The sequence below is a fragment of the Nocardia barduliensis genome (assembly GCF_013315795.1).
GTDB lineage: Bacteria > Actinomycetota > Actinomycetes > Mycobacteriales > Mycobacteriaceae > Nocardia > Nocardia barduliensis.
In genome coordinates this window covers 53,480-75,026 of record NZ_JABLTE010000023.1, presented here as the reverse complement: position 1 = coordinate 75,026, position 21,547 = coordinate 53,480, and the positions used below count along the sequence as shown (strand labels likewise).

Here is a 21,547-nt window from a genome sequence, read left to right as displayed (position 1 = left end):
TCACCCCGGCGTGCCGCGCCGAGACGCATCTGTCGCGGGCCGCCACGGCATCGACCTGCCCTGGACAGCTCGGTCGGGGACGCCGGGCGGTCGGAGCTGAAAACGGGGCCGGGGCCTCGGCGAAATCAGGCCGATTCCTCCGGGCTGCGGCCGAAGCGGCGGCGGTACTCGGTCGGAGCGATGCCGACCAGGCGCTGGAAGTGGTGGCGCAGGAGGGCGCCGGAACCGAAGCCGGAGCGGGCGGCGATGCGTTCCAGGCCGAGATCGGTTTCCTCCAGCAGCTGCTTGGCCAGCAGGACGCGCTGGTTGGTGAGCCATTTCACCGGCGTTGTCCCGGTCTCGGCGGCGAAGCGGCGGGCGAAGGTGCGGGTGGACATGTTGGCGCGGGTGGCCAGGTCCTCGACGGTGTGCGGCAGGTCCAGATGCTCGTTCATCCAGGCCAGGGTCGGGATGAGGCTGTCGGAGGTGCATGCGGCGACGGGCCGCTCGATGAACTGGCGTTGTCCGCCGTCGCGCTGCGGCGGGACCACCATGCGCCGCGCGATGGCGTTGGCCACGCCGCTGCCGAGTTCGCGGCGGACCAGGTGCAGGCAGGCGTCGATGCCCGCGGCGGTGCCCGCGCTGGTGATCAGATCTCCCTCGTCGACGAACAGCACATCCGGATCGACGGTCGCTTCCGGGTAATCGGCGGCCAGTTTCTCCACGTAGCGCCAATGTGTGGTGCATTTGCGGCCGTCCAGCAGCCCGGCTGCCCCGGCCAGGAACGCTCCGGAACACACGGTGAGCACCGTCGCACCCGCTGCCGCCGCGTCGCGCACGGCCGCGACGACCCGCGGATCGAAGCCGCGGTCGGCCGCGGCGGCTGGGATGGCCACCAGATCCGCCGCCGACAGTTCCGCGAGCCCGTACTCCGGCGTGACGGTGATACCGGGACTGGTCGAGTGCAGGGGGACGCCCGGCTGCGCGCCGCACACCCGGAAATCGAAGGCGGGCAGTCCGTCGCCCGTGCGGTCGAGGCCGAAAACCTCACAGATCACCCCGAACTCGAACATGGCCATGCGTTCGGACAGCACCACGGCGACCTTCGACAGCATGCCGCGAGTCTACTGGCCGTATTTTGACGAACTATGTCAGTGCAGCCACTTTCGGCGGGAAATGACGCACCGCAAAATTACTGCCATGGCTGCTTCACTCATCACCCTGGCACTCATCGTGGCCTTCGCCACCTGGATCGCCCACAGCACCGGCCGCGCGGGCTCGTCGCACGTCATCGACCGCGACGCCGAACGCCTGCACTCCGAGTTGACGGCAATGCTCGGCCGCAACACCCACCACCGATGACCGACCGGGCACCTGCTCGGTGTGAAATGCCCGCGTCTCTACTGGTCAGCTGAATCCGGCGAGCAGAATTGCGCGAACGGGTCGCGGCTCCCAGCACATGCGGCATGCCGTCGAACAGTCTCTCTTGCGCAACGCACCGGTCCCGCCCTGCCCGGAGCAGATCCAACCGCCCACCATGGCCGGACCGACAACGGCACGAAAACGGCCACATTCCGCCGCCTCCCCACCGCGAACGACGATCAGGTCGGCCAACCCTTCACGCAACCACTCCGGCCCAACTCCCGGTTTCGAGCGACGTGTGATCGAAGCATGCGCCGTTCGCGGCCGTGCTTGCCTGGAAGTGCCGCGTTCACGAGGAAGAAGCGAGCGCTGCCCACCACCGGCCACAGCGAAACCGAGCTGGTGCGGTCATCACCCCACGCGCCCAGCGCACCGCAACCACGTCTTTCGAGCGAAGCGAGACCGAGCATCCGCCGTTCGCGGCCCGGTTCGCGTCCGAGTGGCCGCCGCGCAGGCGACGAAGGAGCAAGCGGCGGCCACTCGGACGCGAACCACAAGGGGGCCGCGAACCCCCAGCGCCGAAGGCGCTGGAAAAACTACACAGCCTCCCCCGGGCTGACGCGCGGCTTCGGGGCGCGCATCTTGCGGATCTGGGACGCGCGGACGAAGGCGTACCAGCCGAGGCGGTAACCGGTGTCGGTGGCCTCCGGGAAACGCTCCCTGACCCGGTTGTTCACGACTCGGCCGAGCAGGAAGCCCTCGGCTCCCATGAACAACATCATGACCAGCATGGCCAGCGTGACGATGGTCTGTAGCGCGGGCGCGACGAACATCGACAGGATCAGCACCAGCGCCATCGGCATGAACAGGCCGACCAGGTTGCGCCGGGCGTCGACGATGTCGCGGACGAAGGCCCGGATCGGACCCCGGTCGCGGTGCGGCAAATATTTGTCCTCGCCCGCGAGCATGCGCTCGCGGCGATCAGCGGCGGCTTCGCGCCGTTTGGCGGCGGCGGCCTTGCGCTCTTCCTTGCTGCCGCGCGCGGCCTTGCGCCGGGCGCGGGCCTCCTTCGCGGTGAGCGGAGCGGGTGCCACCGGTCCGCGGCGCTTTCCTTGTGCTTCACGGCGTTTCGGGGTGGGACGGCCCTTGCCCGCGGTGGCCGTAGTGGCCGTGCGGGTGGTGCCCGCGGCCGAGTCACCGTCCGTGACCGCCGTCGAATCGGCGGTCGCGTCGGTGGTGCTGGACTCGCCGCGACGGAACAATTTCACATCGACCAGGCTATTCGATGGCTTGCGCGGCGGGAAATGCGGTCCGTTTCGCCGGGAGTGTGCGGGGTCACGGAGGTTGCGTGTCACCACGGATCGGGTGGTGGCAAGATGGAGGAATAGCAGCCGGCCGAGTGGTGTTGACCGACACGACCCCGTGCGCTGTTTCACGGGTAGACCACAGGTTCCTCGAGGAGAGTTCATGACTGTGCAGAACGAGACCACCACCCACGGTGTGACTCTGACCGACGCCGCAGCCGCGAAGGCCAAGGCACTGCTGGACCAGGAGGGACGCGACGACCTGGCGCTGCGGATCGCGGTGCAGCCGGGTGGTTGTGCCGGCCTGCGCTACCAGCTGTTCTTCGACGACCGCTCGCTCGACGGCGACCTGACCGTCGACTTCGGCGGCGTCAAGCTGGCCGTCGACCGGATGAGCGCGCCGTACGTCCAGGGCGCCTCGATCGACTTCGTCGACACCATCGAGAAGCAGGGCTTCACCATCGACAACCCGAACGCCACCGGCTCCTGCGCCTGCGGCGATTCCTTCAACTGAGCCTGCCCGCCGCACCAGGGCTCGAGGCCGTACCGGTCGGGAGACGTGGGTCTCGCGTTCAGGTCATGCGCCGGGTGCCGCTCGAGTTCCGGGCGGTCCCGGCGAGTTACCCACGTTCTCGCGAAATCAGTTGGCCGGTCTGAATATGCACGTGCGCGGCTGCGCCCGAATCGGTGAGGCGGATCGGCTACGGTGAGATCGAGATCGGGGACTTCGTCGTCCGGTCTCGACCGCCTGCCGCCTACAGTTGAAGGGCCCAGCCACGTGTCCATCGCCGTTTCCGCGTCCATTGCGACCGACCACCTCATGCGTTTTCCCGGACGGTTCGCCGACGTACTGCTGGCCGACCAGCTCGACCACGTGTCGCTGAGTTTCCTCGTCGATGATCTGCAGATCCGTCGCGGTGGTGTCGGCGGCAACATCGTCTACGCCATGGGCCTGCTCAATCGCGCGCCGCTGCTCGTCGGGGCCGTCGGCGCCGATTTCGGCGAATATCGCGCCTGGTTGGAGAAGCACGGGGTCGACTGCTCCACCGTGCTGGTGTCCGAACGCGCGCACACCGCCCGTTTCGTGTGCACCACCGACGACGACATGGCCCAGATCGCGTCGTTCTACCCCGGCGCGATGAGTGAGGCCCGCGACATCTCGATCGCCGAACTCGCCGAGACCAGGGAGCTCGATCTGGTCCTGGTCGGCGCCAACGACCCGGAGGCGATGCTGCGGCACACCGCCGAGTGCCGCGAGCTCGGTATCCCGTTCGCCGCCGATCCGTCCCAGCAGTTGGCCCGTCTGGACGGCGACCAGTCCGTGCAGCTGATCGACGGCGCCGCGTACCTGTTCACGAACAAGTACGAGTGGGCGCTGCTGTTGCAGAAGACCGGTCTGAGCGAGGAAGAGGTCGCCCAGAAGGTCGGCATCCGCGTCACCACGCTGGGGGCGGAGGGGGTGCGGATCGTCGACCGCGACGGCACCGAGGTCACCGTCGGTGTGGTGCCCGAGACCGAGAAGGTCGAGCCGACCGGCGTCGGCGACGCCTTCCGCGCAGGCTTCCTCACCGCGCACACCGCAGGGCTGAGCCTGGAGCGCTCCGCGCAGCTGGGATCGTTGATCGCGGTGCTCGTGCTGGAGACCATGGGCACCCAGGAGTGGACGCTGAGCAAAGAGTCCGCGCTGGAGCGCCTCACCCAGGCGTACGGCCCCGAAGCGGCGGCGGACATCAAACCGCTGCTCTGATTCGAGCGAAGAGAAAGGCGCGCACCCGGCCGGGTGCGCGCCTTTCGACGTTTCCGCCTACAGCGAGACGGGGTAGACCGGTTCCTGGATCTCCGGCTTGATCCGGTCTTCCACGAAGATGCCGTGCCACACCATGAACACCAGCAGTGTCCACAGCCTGCGGCTGTGATCGGCGGTTCCGGCACGGTGCGCGACCAGCATCTCGCTGATCGCGGCCTTGTTCAGCAGGTGGCCGGTCTGCGACTCGGCGATCTGCTGCTGAGCCCAGTCGTAGAGCTCCGTGCCGCGCAGCCAGTGCCGCAGCGGTACCGGGAAGCCGAGCTTGGCGCGGTGCAGCACATGCGCGGGCACGATGCCCTCCAGCGCCTGGCGCAGCGCGTACTTCGTGGTCTCCTTGGTGATCTTCTGGTCGAACGGCAGGCCCTCGGCCGCCTTCAGCACCTCGGTGTCCAGGAACGGCACGCGCAACTCCAGCGAGTTGGCCATGGTCATCTTGTCGGCCTTGACCAGGATGTCGCCGCGCAGCCAGGTGAACAGGTCCAGGTGCTGCATGCGGGCGACCGGGTCCCAGCCACGCGACTGGGCGTACAGCGGCGCGGTGACGTCCTGGTGGGTCCACTCCGGCCGGAACTCGCGCAGCACCGCGCGCAGCTGGGCGTCGTTGAAGCTGCGCGCGTTGCCGTAGTAGCGCTCCTCCAGGGTGAGCGAACCGCGATGCAGCAGGCTCTTGCCCCTGGTGCCGTCCGGAATCCGGTCCGAGAGCTTGCCCGCCAGCCTGCGCAGCCCGCGGGGCAGCTTCTCGAAGGGCTTCAACGACAGCGGTTCGCGGTAGATGGTGTAGCCGCCGAACAACTCGTCGGCGCCCTCGCCGGAGAGCACCACCTTGACGTGCTTGCGCGCTTCCTTCGCCACGAAGTACAGCGGGACCAGCGCCGGGTCGGCCACCGGGTCGTCGAGGTACCAGACGATCTCGGGGATCGCCGCGGCGAACTCGGCCGGGGAGACCACCTTCACCACGTGCCGCGCGCCGATCGCCTCGGCGCTCTCGGCGGCCACGTCCACCTCCGAGTAGCCCTCGCGCTCGAATCCGGTGGTGAACGTGATCAGCTTCGGGTTGTGCCGCATGGCCAGCGCGGCGACCGCGGTGGAGTCGATGCCGCCGGACAGGAACGAGCCCACCGTCACGTCGGCGCGCATGTGCTTGGCGACGGAGTCCTCGAGCGCCGCGGCGATCTCGCGATAGCGCGCCGCCGCCGATCCGGGCGGGAACGGGCGCACCGGGAACTTCGGGACGAAGTAGCGGGTGATCTCCGGCGCCGCGCCGGGCCGAACGGTGGCGTAGCTGCCCGATTCCAGCCTGCGCACATCCTTGTGCAGCGTCTCCGGCTCCGGCACGTATTGCAGCACCGTGTAGTGCTCCAGCGCCCGCGGGTCCAGCGCGTCGCTCAGCCGCAACGCGGGCAGCAGTTCCAGCAGGCTCTTCTTCTCGCTGCCGAACGCGGTGCCGCCCGGGCCGGTGGCCAGGAACAGCGGCTTGATGCCGAACGGGTCGCGGGCGAGGAACAGCTCCCCGGTCTCGGTGTCCCAGATCGCGAAGGCGAACATGCCGCGCAGGCGCCGCACCGCCTCCGGGCCCCAGTAGTGGAACGCCGCGACGATGGCCTCGCTGTCGCCTTCGGTATGGAAGATCTTTCCGTCGGGGAACTCCCCGGCATGGGCTTCGGCGAGCTCCGCGCGCAACTCCAGGTAGTTGTAGATCTCGCCGTTGAAGGTGAGCGCGTAGCGGTCGGGCTGCCCGGGCGGGCCCCAGCGCAGCGGCTGGTGCGAGTGCTCGATGTCGATGATCGACAAGCGGTTGAAGCCGAAGATCACCCGGTCGTCGTGCCAGGTGCCGCGCTCGTCCGGACCGCGGTGCCGCACGCAGTGCAGGGCCTCGTAGACCTGCTCCACCGTGTCGGGTGCCGCCTCGTCAGATGCCAGGAATCCGAGCAGTCCACACACGGCGTCGGCAACCTCATTTCTCGCAGTCGGGATACGCGCTCACCGGATGGCGCGCGAGGGGACGAAATCTAGTGTCCGAGTATGCCGCACCCACCGGATTCGCGCGTCGTGCCCGTCACGTCCCGGCCGGAATCGCTGGTGACGATGATCCGGGTGGGCTCGGCGCGGCGTCGAAGCCGACCCGACGACGAACGGGGGGCGCGTTTGGTCTACGCTGCGTAGTACTCAGGTCTCTCTCAGGCGACCCGCGCGGACGCGCTGGCCCGGAGGGCGCCCTGAAACAAGCTTAGGACGCATCGTCGGGGCCGATCGCAGCCCCGCGCGATGCACTGTCGGAATGTGTGGCGACCAGGAAGGCGTGAGCGTGGCGCACAAGGCGAGCGAAGAGATCGGGGCACGACCCGCCGTGGGTGGGCAGGGCCGCATCCTTCGGCGGGCCGGGCTGGCGGTGTCCTTGGGGATCACCGCGCTGCTCGTCTCGGGCTGCTCGATCGACAATGTTTGGCTGCGGTTCGGCTGGCCGTCGGGCATCACGCCGCAGGCCACCCGGATGCGGGAACTGTGGACCTGGTCGGTCGTCGCCGCGCTGGCGATGGGCGTGCTGGTCTGGGGCCTGACCTTCTGGACCGTCGCGTTCCACCGCAAGAAGGCGGACTCCCCGGAGTTCCCGCGCCAGACCGGCTACAACGTGCCGCTGGAGCTGACCTACACGGCGATCCCGTTCGTCATCATCGCCGTGCTGTTCTACTTCACCGTGGTCGTGCAGAACTACGTGCACGAGAAGGTGGACAACCCCGATGTCACGGTCGACGTGACCGCCTTCCAGTGGAACTGGAAGTTCGGCTACCGCAACGTCGACTTCAAGGACGGCTACAAGTTCGACGGCATCGACACCACGCGTGAGTCGCTGAGCCAGGAACAGCTCGAGGGCTACGAGGAGCGGACCGAGAACGGTCACCCGCAGCCGGGCCCGGTGCACGGCAAGCCGGAGAACGACATCCTGTCCTACCTGCACTACGACAAGGTCGAGACGATCGGCTCCAGCAACGAGATCCCGGTCCTGGTGCTGCCGACCGGCAAGGTCATCGAGTTCCAGCTCGCCGCCGCCGACGTGATCCACGCCTTCTGGGTGCCGGAGTTCCTGTTCAAGCGCGACGTGATGCCGAACCCGAAGGAGAACAACTCCGACAACGTCTTCCAGATCACCAAGATCGAGAAGGAAGGCGCGTTCGTCGGCCGCTGCGCCGAGATGTGCGGCACCTACCACTCGATGATGAACTTCGAGGTCCGGGCGGTCTCGCCGGAGAAGTTCACCAAGTACCTGGACGCGCGCCAGGCGGGCAAGACCAATGCCGAGGCGCTCGAGTCCATCGGTGAGTCCCCCGTCGCCACGTCCACCAGGCCGTTCGACACCAGGCGCGACACCAAGAGCGCGGCCTCGGCCGAGAGCAAGTGAGGATTTGATCTGACATGAAGATCGAAGCGCGGATTTTCGAACTGCTCACGGTGTTCTTCATCATCGTGGCGGTGGTCTACGGCTTCTTCACCGGCCAGTCGCGCACCGGCGTGGAGTGGGCGGGCACCACGGCCACCGTGCTGACCGCCGGTCTGTCGCTGATCATCGGCACCTACTTCCGGTTCGTCGCACGTCGTCTCGACCTGCGCCCGGAGGACTACGAGGACGCCGAGATCGTGGACGGCGCCGGCGACCTGGGCTTCTTCTCGCCCGGCAGCTTCTGGCCGATCACCCTGGCCGCCGCGGGCTCGGTAACCGCCCTCGGCCTGGCGTTCTTCCAGTTCTGGCTGATCGGCATCGGCGTCGTCTGCGTGCTCGCGGCCGCGGCCGGACTGGTGTTCGAGTACTACCTCGGGCCTGAGAAGCACTGAGCTGAAGACCTGCTGAAACACGGCCCCATCGGAGATCCGGTGGGGCCGTTTCGTCTGTACGCATCTCCGATCGAGATTCACCCGGAATAGGTGAACAAATTCTCTACTCAAGGTTCATACACTGCTGACGACAGCTAATGGATCAGCGCGGCCTGAAGCTCGGTGCCGGTACGCCCACACGGTGAGGAGGAGACCATGACTCAGTTGCTCGATGGCTCGGGCCTGTACCAGATCCTCAATCCACAGGCCGGCGGTGCCGCGATGGGGCTCACGGGCGCCGACACGGGTGGCCGCGGCGTGGCCGTCGGCCTGGTGGCTCCGGACAGGAACGACGGCGGTCAGGTCTGGTTGGTCGAGGTGTCGGATCCGACCGTTGATATCTTCAATCAACAAACGAATACGATGCTGCTCGTCGCCGGAACGCAAAAAGACAGCGCCGTCGTGTGCGGTGGTGGGGAAATCTACGGTGCCATGTCCTGGTGCCTCGACGGCGGCTCCGATGCGCAGTCTTCCGTTCTCGTGCCTGTATTCACCGACGATCTCGCCGTCGCCCCGGAAGGACTCGACTACGGGCTCACACTGGTCGACAACACACGGGACGGTACCCAGCTGTGGCACTTCGTACGTCTGTGAGAAGGCGGATCACCCAAAAGATCTGAGCGGCAGACACATCCGCTCCGCATGCGGTGTCGAAATGAAGCCAGAGCGACTGCGTCGAGGTGGCATGGGTCGGAAGGCGATGTCGGCGTTCGTGTTTCGAAGAACCCGACCGTCCGAAGTTGATCTTCACGCCCAGCGAGTGGGAGTCCTTCACACTCAGTGTCATCGGCGGGGCGTTCCGCCAGCCCGCGTGACGTGTCGGCGCAACCACCGATCTCCAAGTCGAAAGCTGTTCGCCGTCTGGGGGCGCAGCTCGCTGGTGGCTGCGCCCTCCAGCGCACCGGGACGACTGATACCCTTCATTCACGAGCGCTCGACGGGGGGTAGGTAGTGACCGATATCGACTATGGCCAAGTGGAGATTGCAGCGTTCAGCGATGCTGCCAGTGCAGGGGGCATCCGGTTCGACCCCGCAGCCGTACGGGAAGCCATCGCGCTGTACGACAGCATGATTGCCGGGCTATACGATGTCCGGCAGCGATTGGCCGATGCGGTCCGTGCGGTGGGATTCGGTGGGTTCGCCTCTGCGCGCGAGCTACAGCAGGGTTTCTCGAACAAGGCAGCGCAAGGTATCGACGCTGTGAACCATCTCATCGAGGGAGCAATGCATTTACAAGTGGCATACATGCGGGCCGGAAACATGATCGAAGAAGCGGACCTACGGAATGCTGACATCATGCGTTTCATCGCTGAATCCACAGAAGTGGGGGGCGGCCATTGATGAGAAGTGCTTTGGTCAGTGTATGTACTGCGGCTGTGTCGGTATCTTTGCTTGCATGTAGTGCTGATGAAGGCCCGCTAGTGAACGAGACGTTCTCGCCGTCGGCAACTGCGACTATTCGCATTGCCGCACCGGTAGACGAGGCTCCAGTCCAGCACAATCACGGACGCAACGAAGTCCGGTTCGACCCGTGCGCAAGGATCGATGACGACACGATAGTTGCCGCTGGATTCGACCCGTCCACGCGTAAGCGAAACGATTTCATATTCGATGCGTATTCGTTCATCGGTTGCGGCTTCGACCATAAGGAGAATATTCGAGGTCAAATTCTGACCGTGAGCTCCCTGACGGTTTGGTCGACGAATGTATCACTCGAGGAGTTCCGCGACAGATATGCGAAATCATCCGAAAGTGCACAGGTCGGTGGGCGTGCGGCGCTGCAATATCGGAGCACGGAAGCGCACTCGGGTTCCTGTGGGATGGTAATCGGATTCGCCGATGCCGTTCTCGATGTATCTATAAGCACCAATGCTGCATTCACATCCGAGCGGCCATGTGACCGGATCGATCAAGTTGCATCAACGATAGAATCGGCGCTACCCGATTGATATCCATCATCTTTGCGAAGTTAGGGCTAGTGCACTGATCGAGGGGGACTAGTTCTGCCACCCCGGGAAGAATGGCTCTATCTGCGGCGGTTCGCTTTCAGGACGGTTCGGCTGTGGTGGCTGAGTTCCTCTCCATCGTGACTCGGCCCACGGTAGGCAATGATTCCTATCGCGATCGCCTTGCGCATTCCCGTGGGGATAGTAGACATCGACAATTCTCGAGAACACATTGCCGCTAGGGCGAGGGCTTCGTCCTGGAGGGCCAGGAATGGTAGGACCGTCCGGGGTCTTGACCGGACGGTAGCGATCTTTATTGGGTGGCAATAGTGGTACCCGCCCGACGTCGACCTGGATGGCCTCGAGTATTTCCTTTGCATTATCTCGATTCGGGTGTGGGTACGTATCGCCGATCTTCTTTGCTGTTAGCGTCATGTCTTTGCAGACAATGGCGGCGTCTGTCCCGGCGGGAGTTTCATATTTGATCAAGTGAAAGTAAGCCGTGCCGATTCCTTCGAGTGGTGGATGCGGCCAATGAGCATCCAAGTCGACTGCGGAGGCCCTGAGGTCGGTCCAGCCCGGATAACCGTATTCCAAGTTCAGGAACTGGGCGATGGTATTGCTTTCGATTGCCCCTCGGATCGCCATCGCCCAATCCGAATCGAGGTCTAGCTCAGGCTCGGTGGACCACCGGAAAGAAATAGACCATCGCAGCGGTTTCTCGGTAATTTCCTCCTCGGTGCACGAACTCAGGCCGGTGACAGCGGATAACGCGAAGCCAAGGCATGCGAGTTTCTTCAGAATTCGCGGCATTACTGTCCTTTCAACACTTGGCTCTCGTAGTCATCGCGCGAATATGTGTAGCTCTGCATGTTGTTGATTTGGATGGCGATCGGGGCTTCGAAGTCGGTGACACCTAGTCCCGTGCTCCTCAGCCATTGTGTTGCTGCCGATTGGAACTCCGACCGGGTCACCGATCTTTCGTATGCGCTGTCGGATCCGACGATTTCGTGATAGCTCTTGAGCTGACCGTCCTCGAGCCACTGAGAAGGAAACGGTTCAGCATACGCGGCGAGATTGCTGAAGAAGTTCGGATCCCTTTGTGCAAGGGACTCCAGCATTCGATAACTTCGCTGAGCTGTCACCTCGTCTTTGACGACTGTGGTCGTCGCCGCCGGAATTTGTGTGTCTTTTTCCTTGATGTTCTCCCCGATTACCGTGCCCGCAACATCTATGAATGTTCCCGCAACCGGTACTTTCTCCCCGACCGTACCGGAGAGGACGGTTCCGGCGATGTCGACTCCGAGCTTCATCTTCTCGGTGCGGTCTTTCTCGGCGTCCTCTTCGTTCAAACCGCGATCCCATGCTTCAGCGCGTAGTCCCTGCTCTTGATAGCCCAGCAGGCGGCCTGCCGCATTGGCCAGTGCGTCTCGGTCATTAGATGGCAGGCCGTGCAACCCAGCGTACTGTGCGGCATAATCATTCGATCGGTCGATGATCGCGGCGTTCCAGGCGCCGGACGCGACAGGATCGGTGTTGAACAGGGTCGACAATCGAATGGCTTGGAGGTTCGGATCGTCGCCGTTCAACTGGAAGTGGTTCGTGGCATCGGTCGGTGACAGGGCCATCGCGTCGAGGTAGGGAATCATGGCGCTCGTCAGCTGTTGGGTCAAGCCGGGATTGACCTGCCCGAGCGATTGATCATCTTTGTCGGGCATGTTCATCAATGCCTCGAATGTCCCGATGTGGTTGTCTTTTCCGCTCTGGGTCAGAATGTCGGCGAGCCCCGACGCTGCTTTACCCGCCATCTGCGACTGTTCCAGGGTGACACCGGGGTCGCCCTCGGATGGTGGCCGAGGCACTGCGTCTTCGCCGATCCACGTGAACAGTTGTGGCGGCTCCTCTCCTTCGGAGTCCGACCAGTCGTAGTGGAGTAGTGGTTGAATCACCTTCTTCGGGTCGTATCCCTCCTCTAGCGGAGGCGAGCCCGGATCGGTCTGCCCGGTAAGGAGTTGTGTCGTCGCTTCCTCGTTGCGGCCCGAGACTTCGAGGTAGTCCCGCATCACGTCCTCCATCGAGGACAGCTCGACGGGGCGCCCCGGCAGGGAAGCCATGTCGGGATGGGCGCCCGGCGAGCCCATGGCGGCAACCTGCCTGGTCAGCTCACGAGAGAACTCGGTGCCGGGCTCGTAGCCCGGATCGGACTGTTTCAGCAGCTCGCCGAACTCTTGGCTTTCTCGCAAGAAACGTGTTTGCGCCGCCAGCTCGTTCTCTGGGGGCGATGTCGGATATGTCGTCGAGTTGGCGTCAGGCCCCCCGATTCGAGTCGACACCAAGCGCCGGACGTCTTCTGGCAGCTGTTGGTAGCTTCCGGGTGACCGCAGTGTGCCATCGGGGTTCCTGCCGGTGCCGATGTTCTCATTGGAGACCACCATCAGGCCGTTGGCCAGTGCGTCGCGGCGGGCAGCGGCCAACGGATTGCCCGACTGTTCCTGAGACTTCAGATGGTCGTTGAGCGCGAGAATGCCTTCTTTTCCTGCGCTCTGGTAGAACTCGCGATAGTAGTCCTGGACCGATACGGGGAGGGTTGAGATCTCCTCGCCTGATGCGAGTGCTTGCAGGTCGTGTTCACTGAGAACCTGTTGGGGCAGTCGGCTCGAGATCTCCTCGAGCACAGCAGGGTCGACCGTGCCATCGGGACGAATCGCGCTCTGTACCGCGTTGCCGTCCTCGCGGCCGAATTCCGCTGAATCGGACGCTGCTGCCGTAGGAGCATCGACCCCGTCACCGAATAGATCGCCGCGTGCTCTGATTGCTTGTGCGCTGGTAGTAAGGGCTGCACCTACCTCGCTGACGGCGTTCATCAAGCTGTAGTAAGCGGCGTTGATCAGACTTTGGTGGTGCTCGACCTTGTCCTTGGCCTTCTGCCGAGCTTCCGCGGAAAGCTCAGCCCCGATGTAGGTGACGGACACGGTCCAGCGGTCATCGACGGTGAGCGGAATCGGCGATTCGTAGTCGGTAACGGCATCGGTGACGCGACTGAGAAGGATCCGCCGTTCGTCGGCCAACCTGCCGCCGGCCGTGCGCAGGGCGGCGGCAGTAGCCCGGATCTCCTGGGAAAGTCTGCGTCCCTGGTCGTTTTCCTCCGTGAAGCGGTCGGCCGCTGCGTCGTGCGCTTTCCCCGCCCATGTGGCGTCGGTGAAATGCGTCAGAATCCGGCCGAGCTGGTTTTCGTACTCCTGGGTGTCGGTTTCCAGCTCACCCGCCCACTCCGAGAGTTTCTCGAGTTGCCATGCTTCGACTTGTGCGCGCGTCGGCATCGACGACTACCCCCGCACCCGGAAGTCCATGGTGTCCAACTTCGTCTTGAAGTCCTCATCGGTCGTTTGGTACGCGTCCGCGGACTGCGTGACGATGTCGGACAGTCGCTGAATCCGTTGCGCCGCGCGCAGCCATGCTCCCTCGGTGAACTCTCCCACCTGCGCGCATACCTGCCCGAGCGAACAACCGGGCAGAGCTTCACCGATCTTGTCGCCGCTCGTGCGAACGTCGATCTTGTCTATCTCGGCGGACACCGCATCCAATGTGGTTGCCAACGACCGCAGATGTTGTATGTCGGCGTCGAGCACGGCGAACAGATCCCCCTTCGAGTAAGACGATACGGCGCGGAGTTGCCGCGACTGCCTCGAACGATAGCCCGGCAGAACACCTTTGGGCCAGCTGCGCCAGCACCAGCGCCGCTGGGGCGGACGGGCTTTCGTAGCAGCGTGCTAATCTCCGGGACCAGGAAGACGCTACTTTCGAAGTACGGGGGGCGCTGGATGGGTGGGCAGGACGAACCAGCGACGAGTTCCGTTTCGCTACCGGGGATACCGAGCCCGCTTTCCTTGCCCGGCGTCCTCGGCCCGGCCGCCGTGCAGCAGACCGTCGGCGCGCAGCAGCGAGCCGATGTGGCGCGCAACCGCGTGCATACGGGAGACGCTGCACTCGATGATCTGGGAGCGGGCACCGACCCCGACTTCGTGCACACCCTCGAGCACTTCGAGGGTATGACCCACGAGGCCATGTACGAAGCAGTGCACGGAGCAGGTGGTATGGACGCGGCGGGCCTGCGGACTCTGCAGAAAGTGTGGTTCGAGAGCTATTCCGATCTTGTGAACCTCTCCACCTTCAACCAGGTTGGGCTCAATCGGATCTTCGGCAACGGTCTCTGGCAAGGCGCCAGTGGCGACGCCGCCCAGGCTGCGTCGACTCACTTCGCCCGAGCCGCGAATCAAGTCGGCCGGGTGTTCGACTCGGTGGCGAGTAGATTGGACGCGCTGGCGTGGTCGGCTGAGGCGGTGCGTGCCGCCGTCCAGCCTCCACCCGCATCGGTGACCGTTTCTCCCGATCCGGACAATCCGGTCGAGTCGATACTTCCCGGTTTGGTCAATCCCGAATTCGATGACCAAGCGCGCGCCGCGCGTGAGCAAGCGCGCCAAGCGGTGATTCGTGCGCTCAACAGCGTGTACACACCGGCCTTTCCCCCTGCTGGAGCGGGTGTTCCTGCCTACACCAACGCCCCGCAGATCATGGGGACCGACGGGTCCCCGGGCGTCGCCACCAGTCAATCGAGCGGTCCAGGAACCGCCGGATCGCCGCTGGACTCCAATGTCGGAGCACCTCAGAATCCGACTGGCTCTCCCGCGACAGAACCCGCCTCCTCCGGGGCACCCACGCTCCCATCTGGACTCGGACTGCCCGAAGGGCTGGTGCCCGATCCGGGTACCGCGCCGAGCAGTGCGACGACACCTGCCGGGCTCACCGGCACCCCGAGCTCTTCCATCCATCAGGGATCCTCCCCGGGCGGACACGGGCTCGGCGGACCGGGCGGGCCGAACAGCGTCGGAACCGGAGGCCCAGGTTCTTCGGTCCCCGGGGCGCCCCTCTCGGGGCAGCCGACGGCGAGCGCGGGCGTCGGTCGCCCTTCCGGCGTAGGCACGGGCGCAGGTTCTCGTGTTGGACCGATGAGCCCCGCGGCTGGAGCGCGCAAGAAGGACGACGACGAAGAAGCCACGCACCAGTCGCCCGACTACCTTCGGCGAGTGCAGTCCGACTGGACCGACGGTATAGAGAGCCCGGCCGGCGTAATCGGTGCCGATCAGTTCGCGGGATTCGACTATGAGGACTACTCGGCGCGCGGAGAACACAGCCAGGGGTCGACCGAACGCTATCCAGCCCCGCCCGTGACACCAGTAGAGGCCGTCACCAGCCACCACGATTATCGGCCTTCCCCTCGCGTGGAGCCCGTGGCGGCGCCGCAAGAATCCCTACCCCCTGCGCGCTTCGAGTTGGATCGGACGCGTGCTTTTGCTCCCGGACCGGCCGATGCAGCGGCCGTGACGCACAACGTCGACGCGGTTTCCGAGGCCGCAGGTACCGGGGTCGCAGAATCGTCCAGCTCGGCTGCGGTGACAGTCTCCGGGGCCGGGCCGCTGGACGTTGCCTCAACCGCTGTCGGCGATACGCCCGACGAGCAGCAGACGGTGACAATCAGTGGAAGCGGCCCGATGATGGACGACGAAGGCCCTTCGAGCGAACCTCGAGTATTCACGATCTCCGGCACCGGCCCGTTGATGGACGACGACGCCGCGGGTACTCATCGGTGACGACGCAGACGGTCTGGGACTTCACTCCCGACGAGTTCGCGTGGGTCTGGGCAACGGAAACCGGCCTCGACGAGTACCCCGATCCGATCAGCATCATCGAGACGCCGACCGATAAGGACGAATACGAGCGTCTGACCGCAGAAATCAGCAGCCGATACCCCCGGCACGGCAATCCGGATCTCACCGGTCCACTACGCGCACTTGCGGATCCTGACCTGCGAATCGTTTGTATCGGTCGATCGCTTCGGTCGCACAAGCGGGTCCGCACGGTCGCGGTGGCGGTGGGAGACTTCGGTGTCGTTCTGTTTCAGAGGTCGGGCACGACCGCTGACTTTGGCGGAGATATCAAGTTGGTCGTCACGCGGCGGCAGAACCTCGGTCGGCACGTCGCCGCGACTATGCCCGCTTCACCTGCCGGTGCCGCGAGCCGAATGACCGGTTACACACCCCGCGTGCGCGGTGAAGAACCCCCCACGTCATGGCGGTTATCCGATCGCGGGCACCCCGTCGAAGAGCGAATTCGGGCACTGCTACGACTGCCCCGCACGGCGGAAGGGCATCTGCGAGTCGAACGCTATCTGCGCGACCGGCGACCACACCCGCCGTCCTATGTGAGCTGGATAGACATCCGGGATGACCAACCAGCCCACGGCCGCTATCTCATCAGTGTCGAGAACACCGAGACGGTAGTTCTGCCGGCATCCTCCGATGTCATCGCCGACGAGTTGCACCGCCGAGCGGATCCAGGGGAGTAGTGCCGGTCGGCAGGCTGCCGCCTACTCCGCCTCGTACCGCAGCGCGTTCTCCGAGCGGCAGATCTCTTCGATGCCGGACATGATGTCGCGCAGCAGTTCCGAGGGCAGGGCGGCGGGGCGCAGGCGGCAGGTGAAGGTGATCAGGCCGTGGTCTTCGGGGGGCAGGCCGCGGGCGGCGGATTCCGCGCGCAGGTAGCGCGAGCGCACGCCGTAGGTCATGGCGGAGATGACGGTGAAGCAGCCGGTGCGTTCCCGGTGCCCTGCGAACAGGTCGTGGAGGCGGTAGAACACCGACGTATAGCTCGACAGGGGCGCGAAAACGCCCACCCGGTAGGCCGGACCACGCTCGGACGAGCTGAGCGCCGTATCGGCCAGATATTCGGCGTCGCGCAGGGTCTGCACCTTCGGCGCGAACAGCACCGCGCCCGCGGCCGCGTTGCGCACCGGCATGCCCGCCTTGCCGGGCGCGGCGGAGGCGATGGCGCCCAGTGATTTGCGGGCGCGGGAGCCGACCTCGCGCCGGGCGCGCAGCCCTCGGGTGGGCGCGGTGGGGTAGAGGCTCGACCACTGCCCGAAGCGCACGGTGCCCAGTTGCACGTGACCGGTGCCGACCGGACGCGCCACCTTCAACGGCGCCGTGTCGACCCAGCGGCCCACCTGCAGCTCGGCGTTGCCGGGCCGGGCGATCTCGGCGTAGGCGTGCTCGACGAAGGAGTCGAAGTCGAGGAACCGGTCGGCGTTGGTGGTCAGCCAGGTGCGCTCCTTGTCGATCTCGATGGCGTCCAGGGTGAGCGCGGTGATGATGCCCGCACGGCCGCCCGCGCCCAGGATGCGCTGGAATCGTTCGGTGTGGTGGGTGCGCCCGCAGGTGCCGATCCGCCCGTCGGTGTCCACGTACTCCAGATCGACGACCTGGTCGATGAACAGGCCGTGCTTGTGCGACGCCGTGCTGACGCCGCCGACCGAGGCGAAGCCGCCCGCGGTGATGTCGCGGTGGTCGCCGACGATGGGCAGGCCGAGGCCGTGCGCGCCGAGCCTGCGATCGATGTCGGAGAGTTTGGCGCCCGCCTGCACCCGGACGGTGCGCCTGCCCAGGTTGATGTCGAGCACCTGATTCATCCGGCGCAGCGACACCACGGTCGGCTGAGCGGGCAGCGTGAGCCCTTCGTCGATCAGCTCGCCGCCGCGCACCATCAGCCGTTCCGATCGCCCGCGTGAATCGCGCACCGTTCGAACGACATCGGCGGTGTCCCGGGGGAGGTATTCCTCGGCGTTGGAGACAGTTTGCGGCGTGCTCATGGCAGAAAAGCTAACCACAGCGCGGCCCGCGACGCTCCCCCGAACTCGAGGGCTACCGCGACGCAGGCGCAAGGCTCTTGCTGAACAGGACGGATCCGGCGGCATCGCACAGGTCGACGGTCAGTTCCCGCGACTTTCCGTCGATACGCACCTCGCCGAAATGCTGGAAGGCGTCCAGCGGCGAGCTGTTTTGAACAGGTGGCGCGTGGACGTAGACCGCTTCCGGACCGAATGTTCCGTCCAGCTGGTTCGGGCCGAACGCCCCTGCGTTCAGCGGGCCGGAGACGAACTCCCAGAACTCGTCGAAGTCGGTGAAGACCGCGCGCTCGGGCGAATAGCGGTGTGCCGCCGTGTAGTGCACGTCGGCGGTGAGCCAGACGACATTGGCGACTTTGTTCGCCCGGATCGACGAGAGCACCGCGGCGATCTCGCGTTCCCGGCCCGACGGTGCGCCGGGGTCACCGTTGGCGGGACCTTCGTAGGCGGTGGTCGTCTTCTGCTCGCCGTCCGGGACGATCACGCCGAGCGGCAGATCGCTGGCGATGATCTTCCAGGTGGCCGTGGACGCGCGCAGACCATCGATCAGCCAACTCGTCTGCGCCGGACCGAGAATGCGACCGTTGGGTCCGTTGTTGGCGTCGTTGACGTCCTTGTTGGCGCGCATGTCCAGCACGAAGACGTCCAGCAGTGGGCCGTAGGCGATCTTGCGGTACAGGCGGCCGTCCACCGCTTCCCTCGGCTCCAGCGGCATCCACTCGTGGAAGGCCTGCCAGGAGCGGGCGGCCAAGGTGTCCATGGCGCGTTCGGTGTAACCCTTGTTCTCGGCGACCAGGCCGCCCGGGTACCAGTTGTTCACCGTCTCGTGGTCGTCCCACTGCACCACCTGGGCGACGGAGCTGTTGAAGCGGCGGTAGTTCGCGTCGGTCAGGTTGTAGGCGTAGTTGCCGCGGAACTGATCCAGGGTCTGCGCGACAGCGCTTTTCGCCTCGCTCACGACATTGCGCCAGATTCGGCCGTCGGGCAGCGGGACCGATTCCTTCAGCGGTCCGTCGGCGTAGATCGAGTCGCCGGAGTGCACGAACAGGTGCGGGTCGCGGGCGGCCATGGCGGCGAAGATCTTCATGCCGCCCAGGTCCGGGTTGATTCCGTAGCCTTGGCCCGCGACGTCGCCGCTCCACTGGAGCCGGATGTCCGCCGCGGCGGTGGGCGCGGTGCGGAAGACACCGGTGACCGGTTCGGAGGCGGCGCCGTCCTCGCCCTGCAGCGTCACGCGGTAGTGCACCTGCTGTCCCGCGGGCAGGCCGTTGACCCGCACGCGGCCGGTGCCGTCGGAATCGGGCGTGAGCAGCGGGCCGGTGAAGCGCTTGGCATCGGTGAACGATTCCGTGGCGGCAGTCTCCACGATCAAGGTGGCGGGACGATCGGCGCGGGCCCAGATCAGCGCGCCGTCGGCGCGTGGGTCGCCCACCGCAACGCCATGGGTGAGCACGGGCCGCTGCCGGACCAGCCCCGGACCGCCGTCCGACGAGCACGCGGTCAGCACGGGGGCCGCCACGAGTCCGAGCGCGGAGGCGCGTAAGACGGTGCGCCGGGAGAGGGAGCCGGTCATGAGGCCACCCTGGCGCAATCACGTCAACGTCACGTGAACGCATCGGGTCCGTGCGGCCAACAAGCGCGCTCGTTCGTCAGTGCGCCAGACGCGCCAGCCGATGGTGCAGTTCGCCCGCCCAGTCCACGCCGCCCAAGTGCTGGTAGTCCACCCACAGGGCATCGAAGACATCGCGGCCCTCGGAGATCCAGCCGCCGCGCTTGTCCGCCTCCAGGACCACGCTCATGCCGGTCTCGGTCGGGACGAAAGTCACCTCGAGCTGGTTCAGGCGCGGGTAGCGGGGTGAACCGGCGAACTCGATCTCTTGGTAGAACGGCAGCGTCTGCGGTGTGTTGTGCACCCGTCCCTGCTCCACGTCCGCGCTGCGCAGGTGAAATCCCAGGCGTTCCACGGCTTCCAGCACGACGTGCTGGGCGGGCAGCGCCCCGACGCCGATCGGGTCGGTGTCGGCGGCGTCCACCGCACCGTGGATCTCCACGATCGTGCGCAGCGAGACGACCGTGCCGGGCAGGTGACGGCCGTTGTAGAAGGTGATCGGCGTCTCCATCGGCGCGCGTGCGGTGAACCGGAAATCCAGCACCGCGCCCGGAGGCAGGTGCAGCGGGCCGTGCACCCCGGTGCGGCCGAACGCGATATCCCGAACGCCTTCGTGATCCTCGTACTCCTGCTCAGCCCTGGTCACGAACTCCACGGCCACATAGGCGATCTCCTGAGCGACCGCACCGCCCCGCAACCGGATCACGCCCTCGACGGCACCCCCCGGCTGCACACCCGGCGTGAACAACTCGGTCTCCACTTCGGCCCCACCGACCCCGGCCGCCGCCAGCAACTTCTTGAACATGCCGGTAGTCTCCTCGCCCTTGCCGAAGGAAACCTTGGCGTTTCCTTACGTTGTGGGCAACGTCATCGCACATGTTTCTCGTGGCACTGCTCGGATCGCACGGCACCGTAATGTAGCCGAGCTTGGAATACTCGACTTCGCAGCACATTCCGGCGCTTGCCGTTGCTGCAGTCGTGGAGTCGCGCAGCCGAGGCCGCCGACTCCGGAAGGGGGTGGGTGTGCGACAGTCCGGAGGAGGACGGGCATCGTCGGTCGCGCTGCTCGTCGCGGGGACAAGCCTGTGGGGATTGTTCAGCGCCGGGCTCGCCTTGTCGGGTTCCGACCAGGCGGGGCCGCTGGTGGCCATGGGTGCGGCGATTCCCCTGCTGGTAGTCGCCGCTGTCACCGGCCGACGTCCCGGCCTCGAGCTGCGGTCGCACCCGAGAATTTATGTTCAGCTCGGGTTGCTCGAGGCCGTGAACATTTCGCTGTACGTCGCGGCCTTGGCCATCGGCCCGGTGCCCGTGGTCGTCGCGCTGCATCTGGCCTCTCCGATCATGTTGCTGGTTCTGGCCGTGGTGACCGGGAAACGGGCGATGAACGTCCGGATCGTGGTCGAGCTGCTGCTATTGGTCTCCGCCATCGTGCTGGTCTCCGCGCGGCCCGATGCGGAGATCGGCAGCGGCAGCGCACTGCTCGCTTGTGGTCTGGCACTCGGTAGCGCGGCCGCGGTAACCGCGTTGATCGTTCTGGTGGCCCGGGAGTCCCAGAATCGCGACCCGACGGTCTCCGCCGGGCTGCAATTGGCCGTCGCGGGCGTGCTGACCGCGCCCTTCCTGACGATGACCACGTGGGACTGGGAACGAATGCTGACCGAGTTGGGGCTCGGCGCAACTCTGCTCGGTCCGGGCTTCGCGCTGTACTGGCGCGCGATGCGGCGCCTGAGCCCGCCGATCGCCGGTGCGCTCGGTGTGAACGAAGCGGTCGTGGCCTCGATCGTGGTGGCGGCGCTGGACAAATCGCAGCTTTCGTTGCCGACGGTGCTGGGTGGGATTCTCGTCGCCGCAGCGGTTCTGCTGGATGCCGAGAGCGGATATATTGACGGTCACCGTCCGGACGGGTGATGCGTATTACCCACGAGGGCAATGGTT

20 protein-coding genes and 1 pseudogene are annotated in these 21,547 nt (G+C 65.7%); 12 read left to right on the top strand and 9 right to left on the bottom strand.

Annotated features, from left to right (window positions below; genetic code table 11):
* Positions 1-125: 125 nt before the first annotated feature.
* Positions 126-1,094, bottom strand: a complete 969-nt coding sequence (locus tag HOV91_RS12820) for a helix-turn-helix domain-containing protein (protein WP_174185600.1) — start codon at positions 1,092-1,094, stop codon at positions 126-128.
* An 85-nt stretch (positions 1,095-1,179) separates the two neighbouring features.
* On the opposite strand from HOV91_RS12820, the gene HOV91_RS12815 reads away from it, so the two are divergent.
* Complete coding sequence (locus tag HOV91_RS12815; protein WP_174185599.1) at positions 1,180-1,341, top strand: hypothetical protein; 162 nt, start codon at positions 1,180-1,182, stop codon at positions 1,339-1,341.
* A gap of 596 nt (positions 1,342-1,937) precedes the next feature.
* Here the strand turns inward: HOV91_RS12815 and HOV91_RS12810 are convergent.
* The gene (locus HOV91_RS12810; protein ID WP_174185598.1) at positions 1,938-2,609 is read right to left on the bottom strand and encodes a DUF3043 domain-containing protein; all 672 of its coding nucleotides are present in this window, start codon (positions 2,607-2,609) and stop codon (positions 1,938-1,940) included.
* A 199-nt stretch (positions 2,610-2,808) separates the two neighbouring features.
* On the opposite strand from HOV91_RS12810, the gene HOV91_RS12805 reads away from it, so the two are divergent.
* Together HOV91_RS12805 and HOV91_RS12800 are read left to right on the top strand one after the other, a co-directional pair.
* Entirely contained in the window at positions 2,809-3,159 is a 351-nt protein-coding gene (locus HOV91_RS12805) for a HesB/IscA family protein (protein WP_174185597.1), read from the top strand.
* Positions 3,160-3,423: 264 nt separating this feature from the next.
* Positions 3,424-4,392, top strand: coding sequence for a carbohydrate kinase family protein (locus HOV91_RS12800; protein WP_174185596.1), 969 nt, complete (start codon positions 3,424-3,426; stop codon positions 4,390-4,392).
* Positions 4,393-4,449: 57 nt separating this feature from the next.
* Here the strand turns inward: HOV91_RS12800 and asnB are convergent, their stop codons facing one another.
* Positions 4,450-6,393 carry an asparagine synthase (glutamine-hydrolyzing) gene (gene asnB / locus HOV91_RS12795; protein WP_174185595.1) on the bottom strand — a complete coding sequence of 648 codons (1,944 nt, stop codon included), beginning with the start codon at positions 6,391-6,393 and terminating at the stop codon, positions 4,450-4,452.
* 364 nt (positions 6,394-6,757) lie between these two features.
* Here asnB and ctaC point away from each other — a divergent pair, with 364 nt between their 5' ends.
* From ctaC to HOV91_RS12765, 6 genes and pseudogenes are all read left to right on the top strand, one after another.
* Complete coding sequence (ctaC, locus tag HOV91_RS12790; protein ID WP_312884579.1) at positions 6,758-7,849, top strand: aa3-type cytochrome oxidase subunit II; 1,092 nt, start codon at positions 6,758-6,760, stop codon at positions 7,847-7,849.
* 14 nt (positions 7,850-7,863) lie between these two features.
* Positions 7,864-8,280 carry a cytochrome c oxidase subunit 4 gene (locus HOV91_RS12785; RefSeq protein ID WP_040865876.1) on the top strand — a complete coding sequence of 139 codons (417 nt, stop codon included), beginning with the start codon at positions 7,864-7,866 and terminating at the stop codon, positions 8,278-8,280.
* Positions 8,281-8,475: 195 nt separating this feature from the next.
* The gene (locus HOV91_RS12780; RefSeq protein WP_174185593.1) at positions 8,476-8,913 is read left to right on the top strand and encodes a hypothetical protein; all 438 of its coding nucleotides are present in this window, start codon (positions 8,476-8,478) and stop codon (positions 8,911-8,913) included.
* An 83-nt stretch (positions 8,914-8,996) separates the two neighbouring features.
* A pseudogene (locus HOV91_RS40510) lies at positions 8,997-9,134 on the top strand (hypothetical protein); the annotation flags it as partial.
* A 136-nt stretch (positions 9,135-9,270) separates the two neighbouring features.
* Positions 9,271-9,660, top strand: coding sequence for a hypothetical protein (locus HOV91_RS12770; protein WP_174185591.1), 390 nt, complete (start codon positions 9,271-9,273; stop codon positions 9,658-9,660).
* Complete coding sequence (locus HOV91_RS12765) at positions 9,660-10,268, top strand: DUF3558 domain-containing protein (RefSeq protein ID WP_246350029.1); 609 nt, start codon at positions 9,660-9,662, stop codon at positions 10,266-10,268. Before HOV91_RS12770 ends, HOV91_RS12765 begins: the two co-directional genes overlap by 1 nt.
* Before the next feature lie 48 nt (positions 10,269-10,316).
* Here the strand turns inward: HOV91_RS12765 and HOV91_RS12760 are convergent, their stop codons facing one another.
* Genes HOV91_RS12760 through HOV91_RS12750 form a run of 3 tightly spaced genes read right to left on the bottom strand, consistent with a single transcriptional unit; the run spans position 10,317 to position 13,894 of the window.
* Positions 10,317-11,078 (bottom strand): hypothetical protein, encoded by a 762-nt coding sequence (locus HOV91_RS12760; RefSeq protein ID WP_174185589.1) that lies wholly within the window; start codon positions 11,076-11,078, stop codon positions 10,317-10,319.
* Positions 11,078-13,585: a TPR repeat domain-containing protein gene (locus HOV91_RS12755; protein WP_174185588.1), complete on the bottom strand. Its 2,508-nt coding sequence runs from the start codon at positions 13,583-13,585 to the stop codon at positions 11,078-11,080. The genes HOV91_RS12760 and HOV91_RS12755 overlap by 1 nt, the downstream gene beginning before the upstream one ends.
* 6 nt (positions 13,586-13,591) lie before the next feature.
* The gene (locus HOV91_RS12750) at positions 13,592-13,894 is read right to left on the bottom strand and encodes a type VII secretion target (protein ID WP_174185587.1); all 303 of its coding nucleotides are present in this window, start codon (positions 13,892-13,894) and stop codon (positions 13,592-13,594) included.
* A 285-nt stretch (positions 13,895-14,179) separates the two neighbouring features.
* Here HOV91_RS12750 and HOV91_RS12745 point away from each other — a divergent pair, with 285 nt between their 5' ends.
* Both HOV91_RS12745 and HOV91_RS12740 read left to right on the top strand, forming a co-directional pair.
* Positions 14,180-15,913, top strand: coding sequence for a hypothetical protein (locus HOV91_RS12745; protein WP_217440246.1), 1,734 nt, complete (start codon positions 14,180-14,182; stop codon positions 15,911-15,913).
* Positions 15,910-16,668 carry an ESX secretion-associated protein EspG gene (locus HOV91_RS12740; RefSeq protein WP_174185585.1) on the top strand — a complete coding sequence of 253 codons (759 nt, stop codon included), beginning with the start codon at positions 15,910-15,912 and terminating at the stop codon, positions 16,666-16,668. Before HOV91_RS12745 ends, HOV91_RS12740 begins: the two co-directional genes overlap by 4 nt.
* Positions 16,669-16,689: 21 nt before the next feature.
* Here HOV91_RS12740 and HOV91_RS12735 read toward each other — a convergent pair whose 3' ends face one another.
* From HOV91_RS12735 to HOV91_RS12725, 3 genes are all read right to left on the bottom strand, one after another.
* Positions 16,690-17,967, bottom strand: a complete 1,278-nt coding sequence (locus tag HOV91_RS12735) for an FAD-binding oxidoreductase (RefSeq protein ID WP_174185584.1) — start codon at positions 17,965-17,967, stop codon at positions 16,690-16,692.
* 52 nt (positions 17,968-18,019) lie between these two features.
* Complete coding sequence (locus HOV91_RS12730) at positions 18,020-19,576, bottom strand: alkaline phosphatase D family protein (RefSeq protein WP_174185583.1); 1,557 nt, start codon at positions 19,574-19,576, stop codon at positions 18,020-18,022.
* 76 nt (positions 19,577-19,652) lie between these two features.
* Positions 19,653-20,417, bottom strand: a complete 765-nt coding sequence (locus HOV91_RS12725; RefSeq protein WP_174185582.1) for a sporulation protein — start codon at positions 20,415-20,417, stop codon at positions 19,653-19,655.
* Positions 20,418-20,635: 218 nt separating this feature from the next.
* Here HOV91_RS12725 and HOV91_RS12720 point away from each other — a divergent pair, with 218 nt between their 5' ends.
* Positions 20,636-21,520 (top strand): DMT family transporter, encoded by an 885-nt coding sequence (locus HOV91_RS12720; protein WP_174185581.1) that lies wholly within the window; start codon positions 20,636-20,638, stop codon positions 21,518-21,520.
* Positions 21,521-21,547 lie beyond the last annotated feature (27 nt).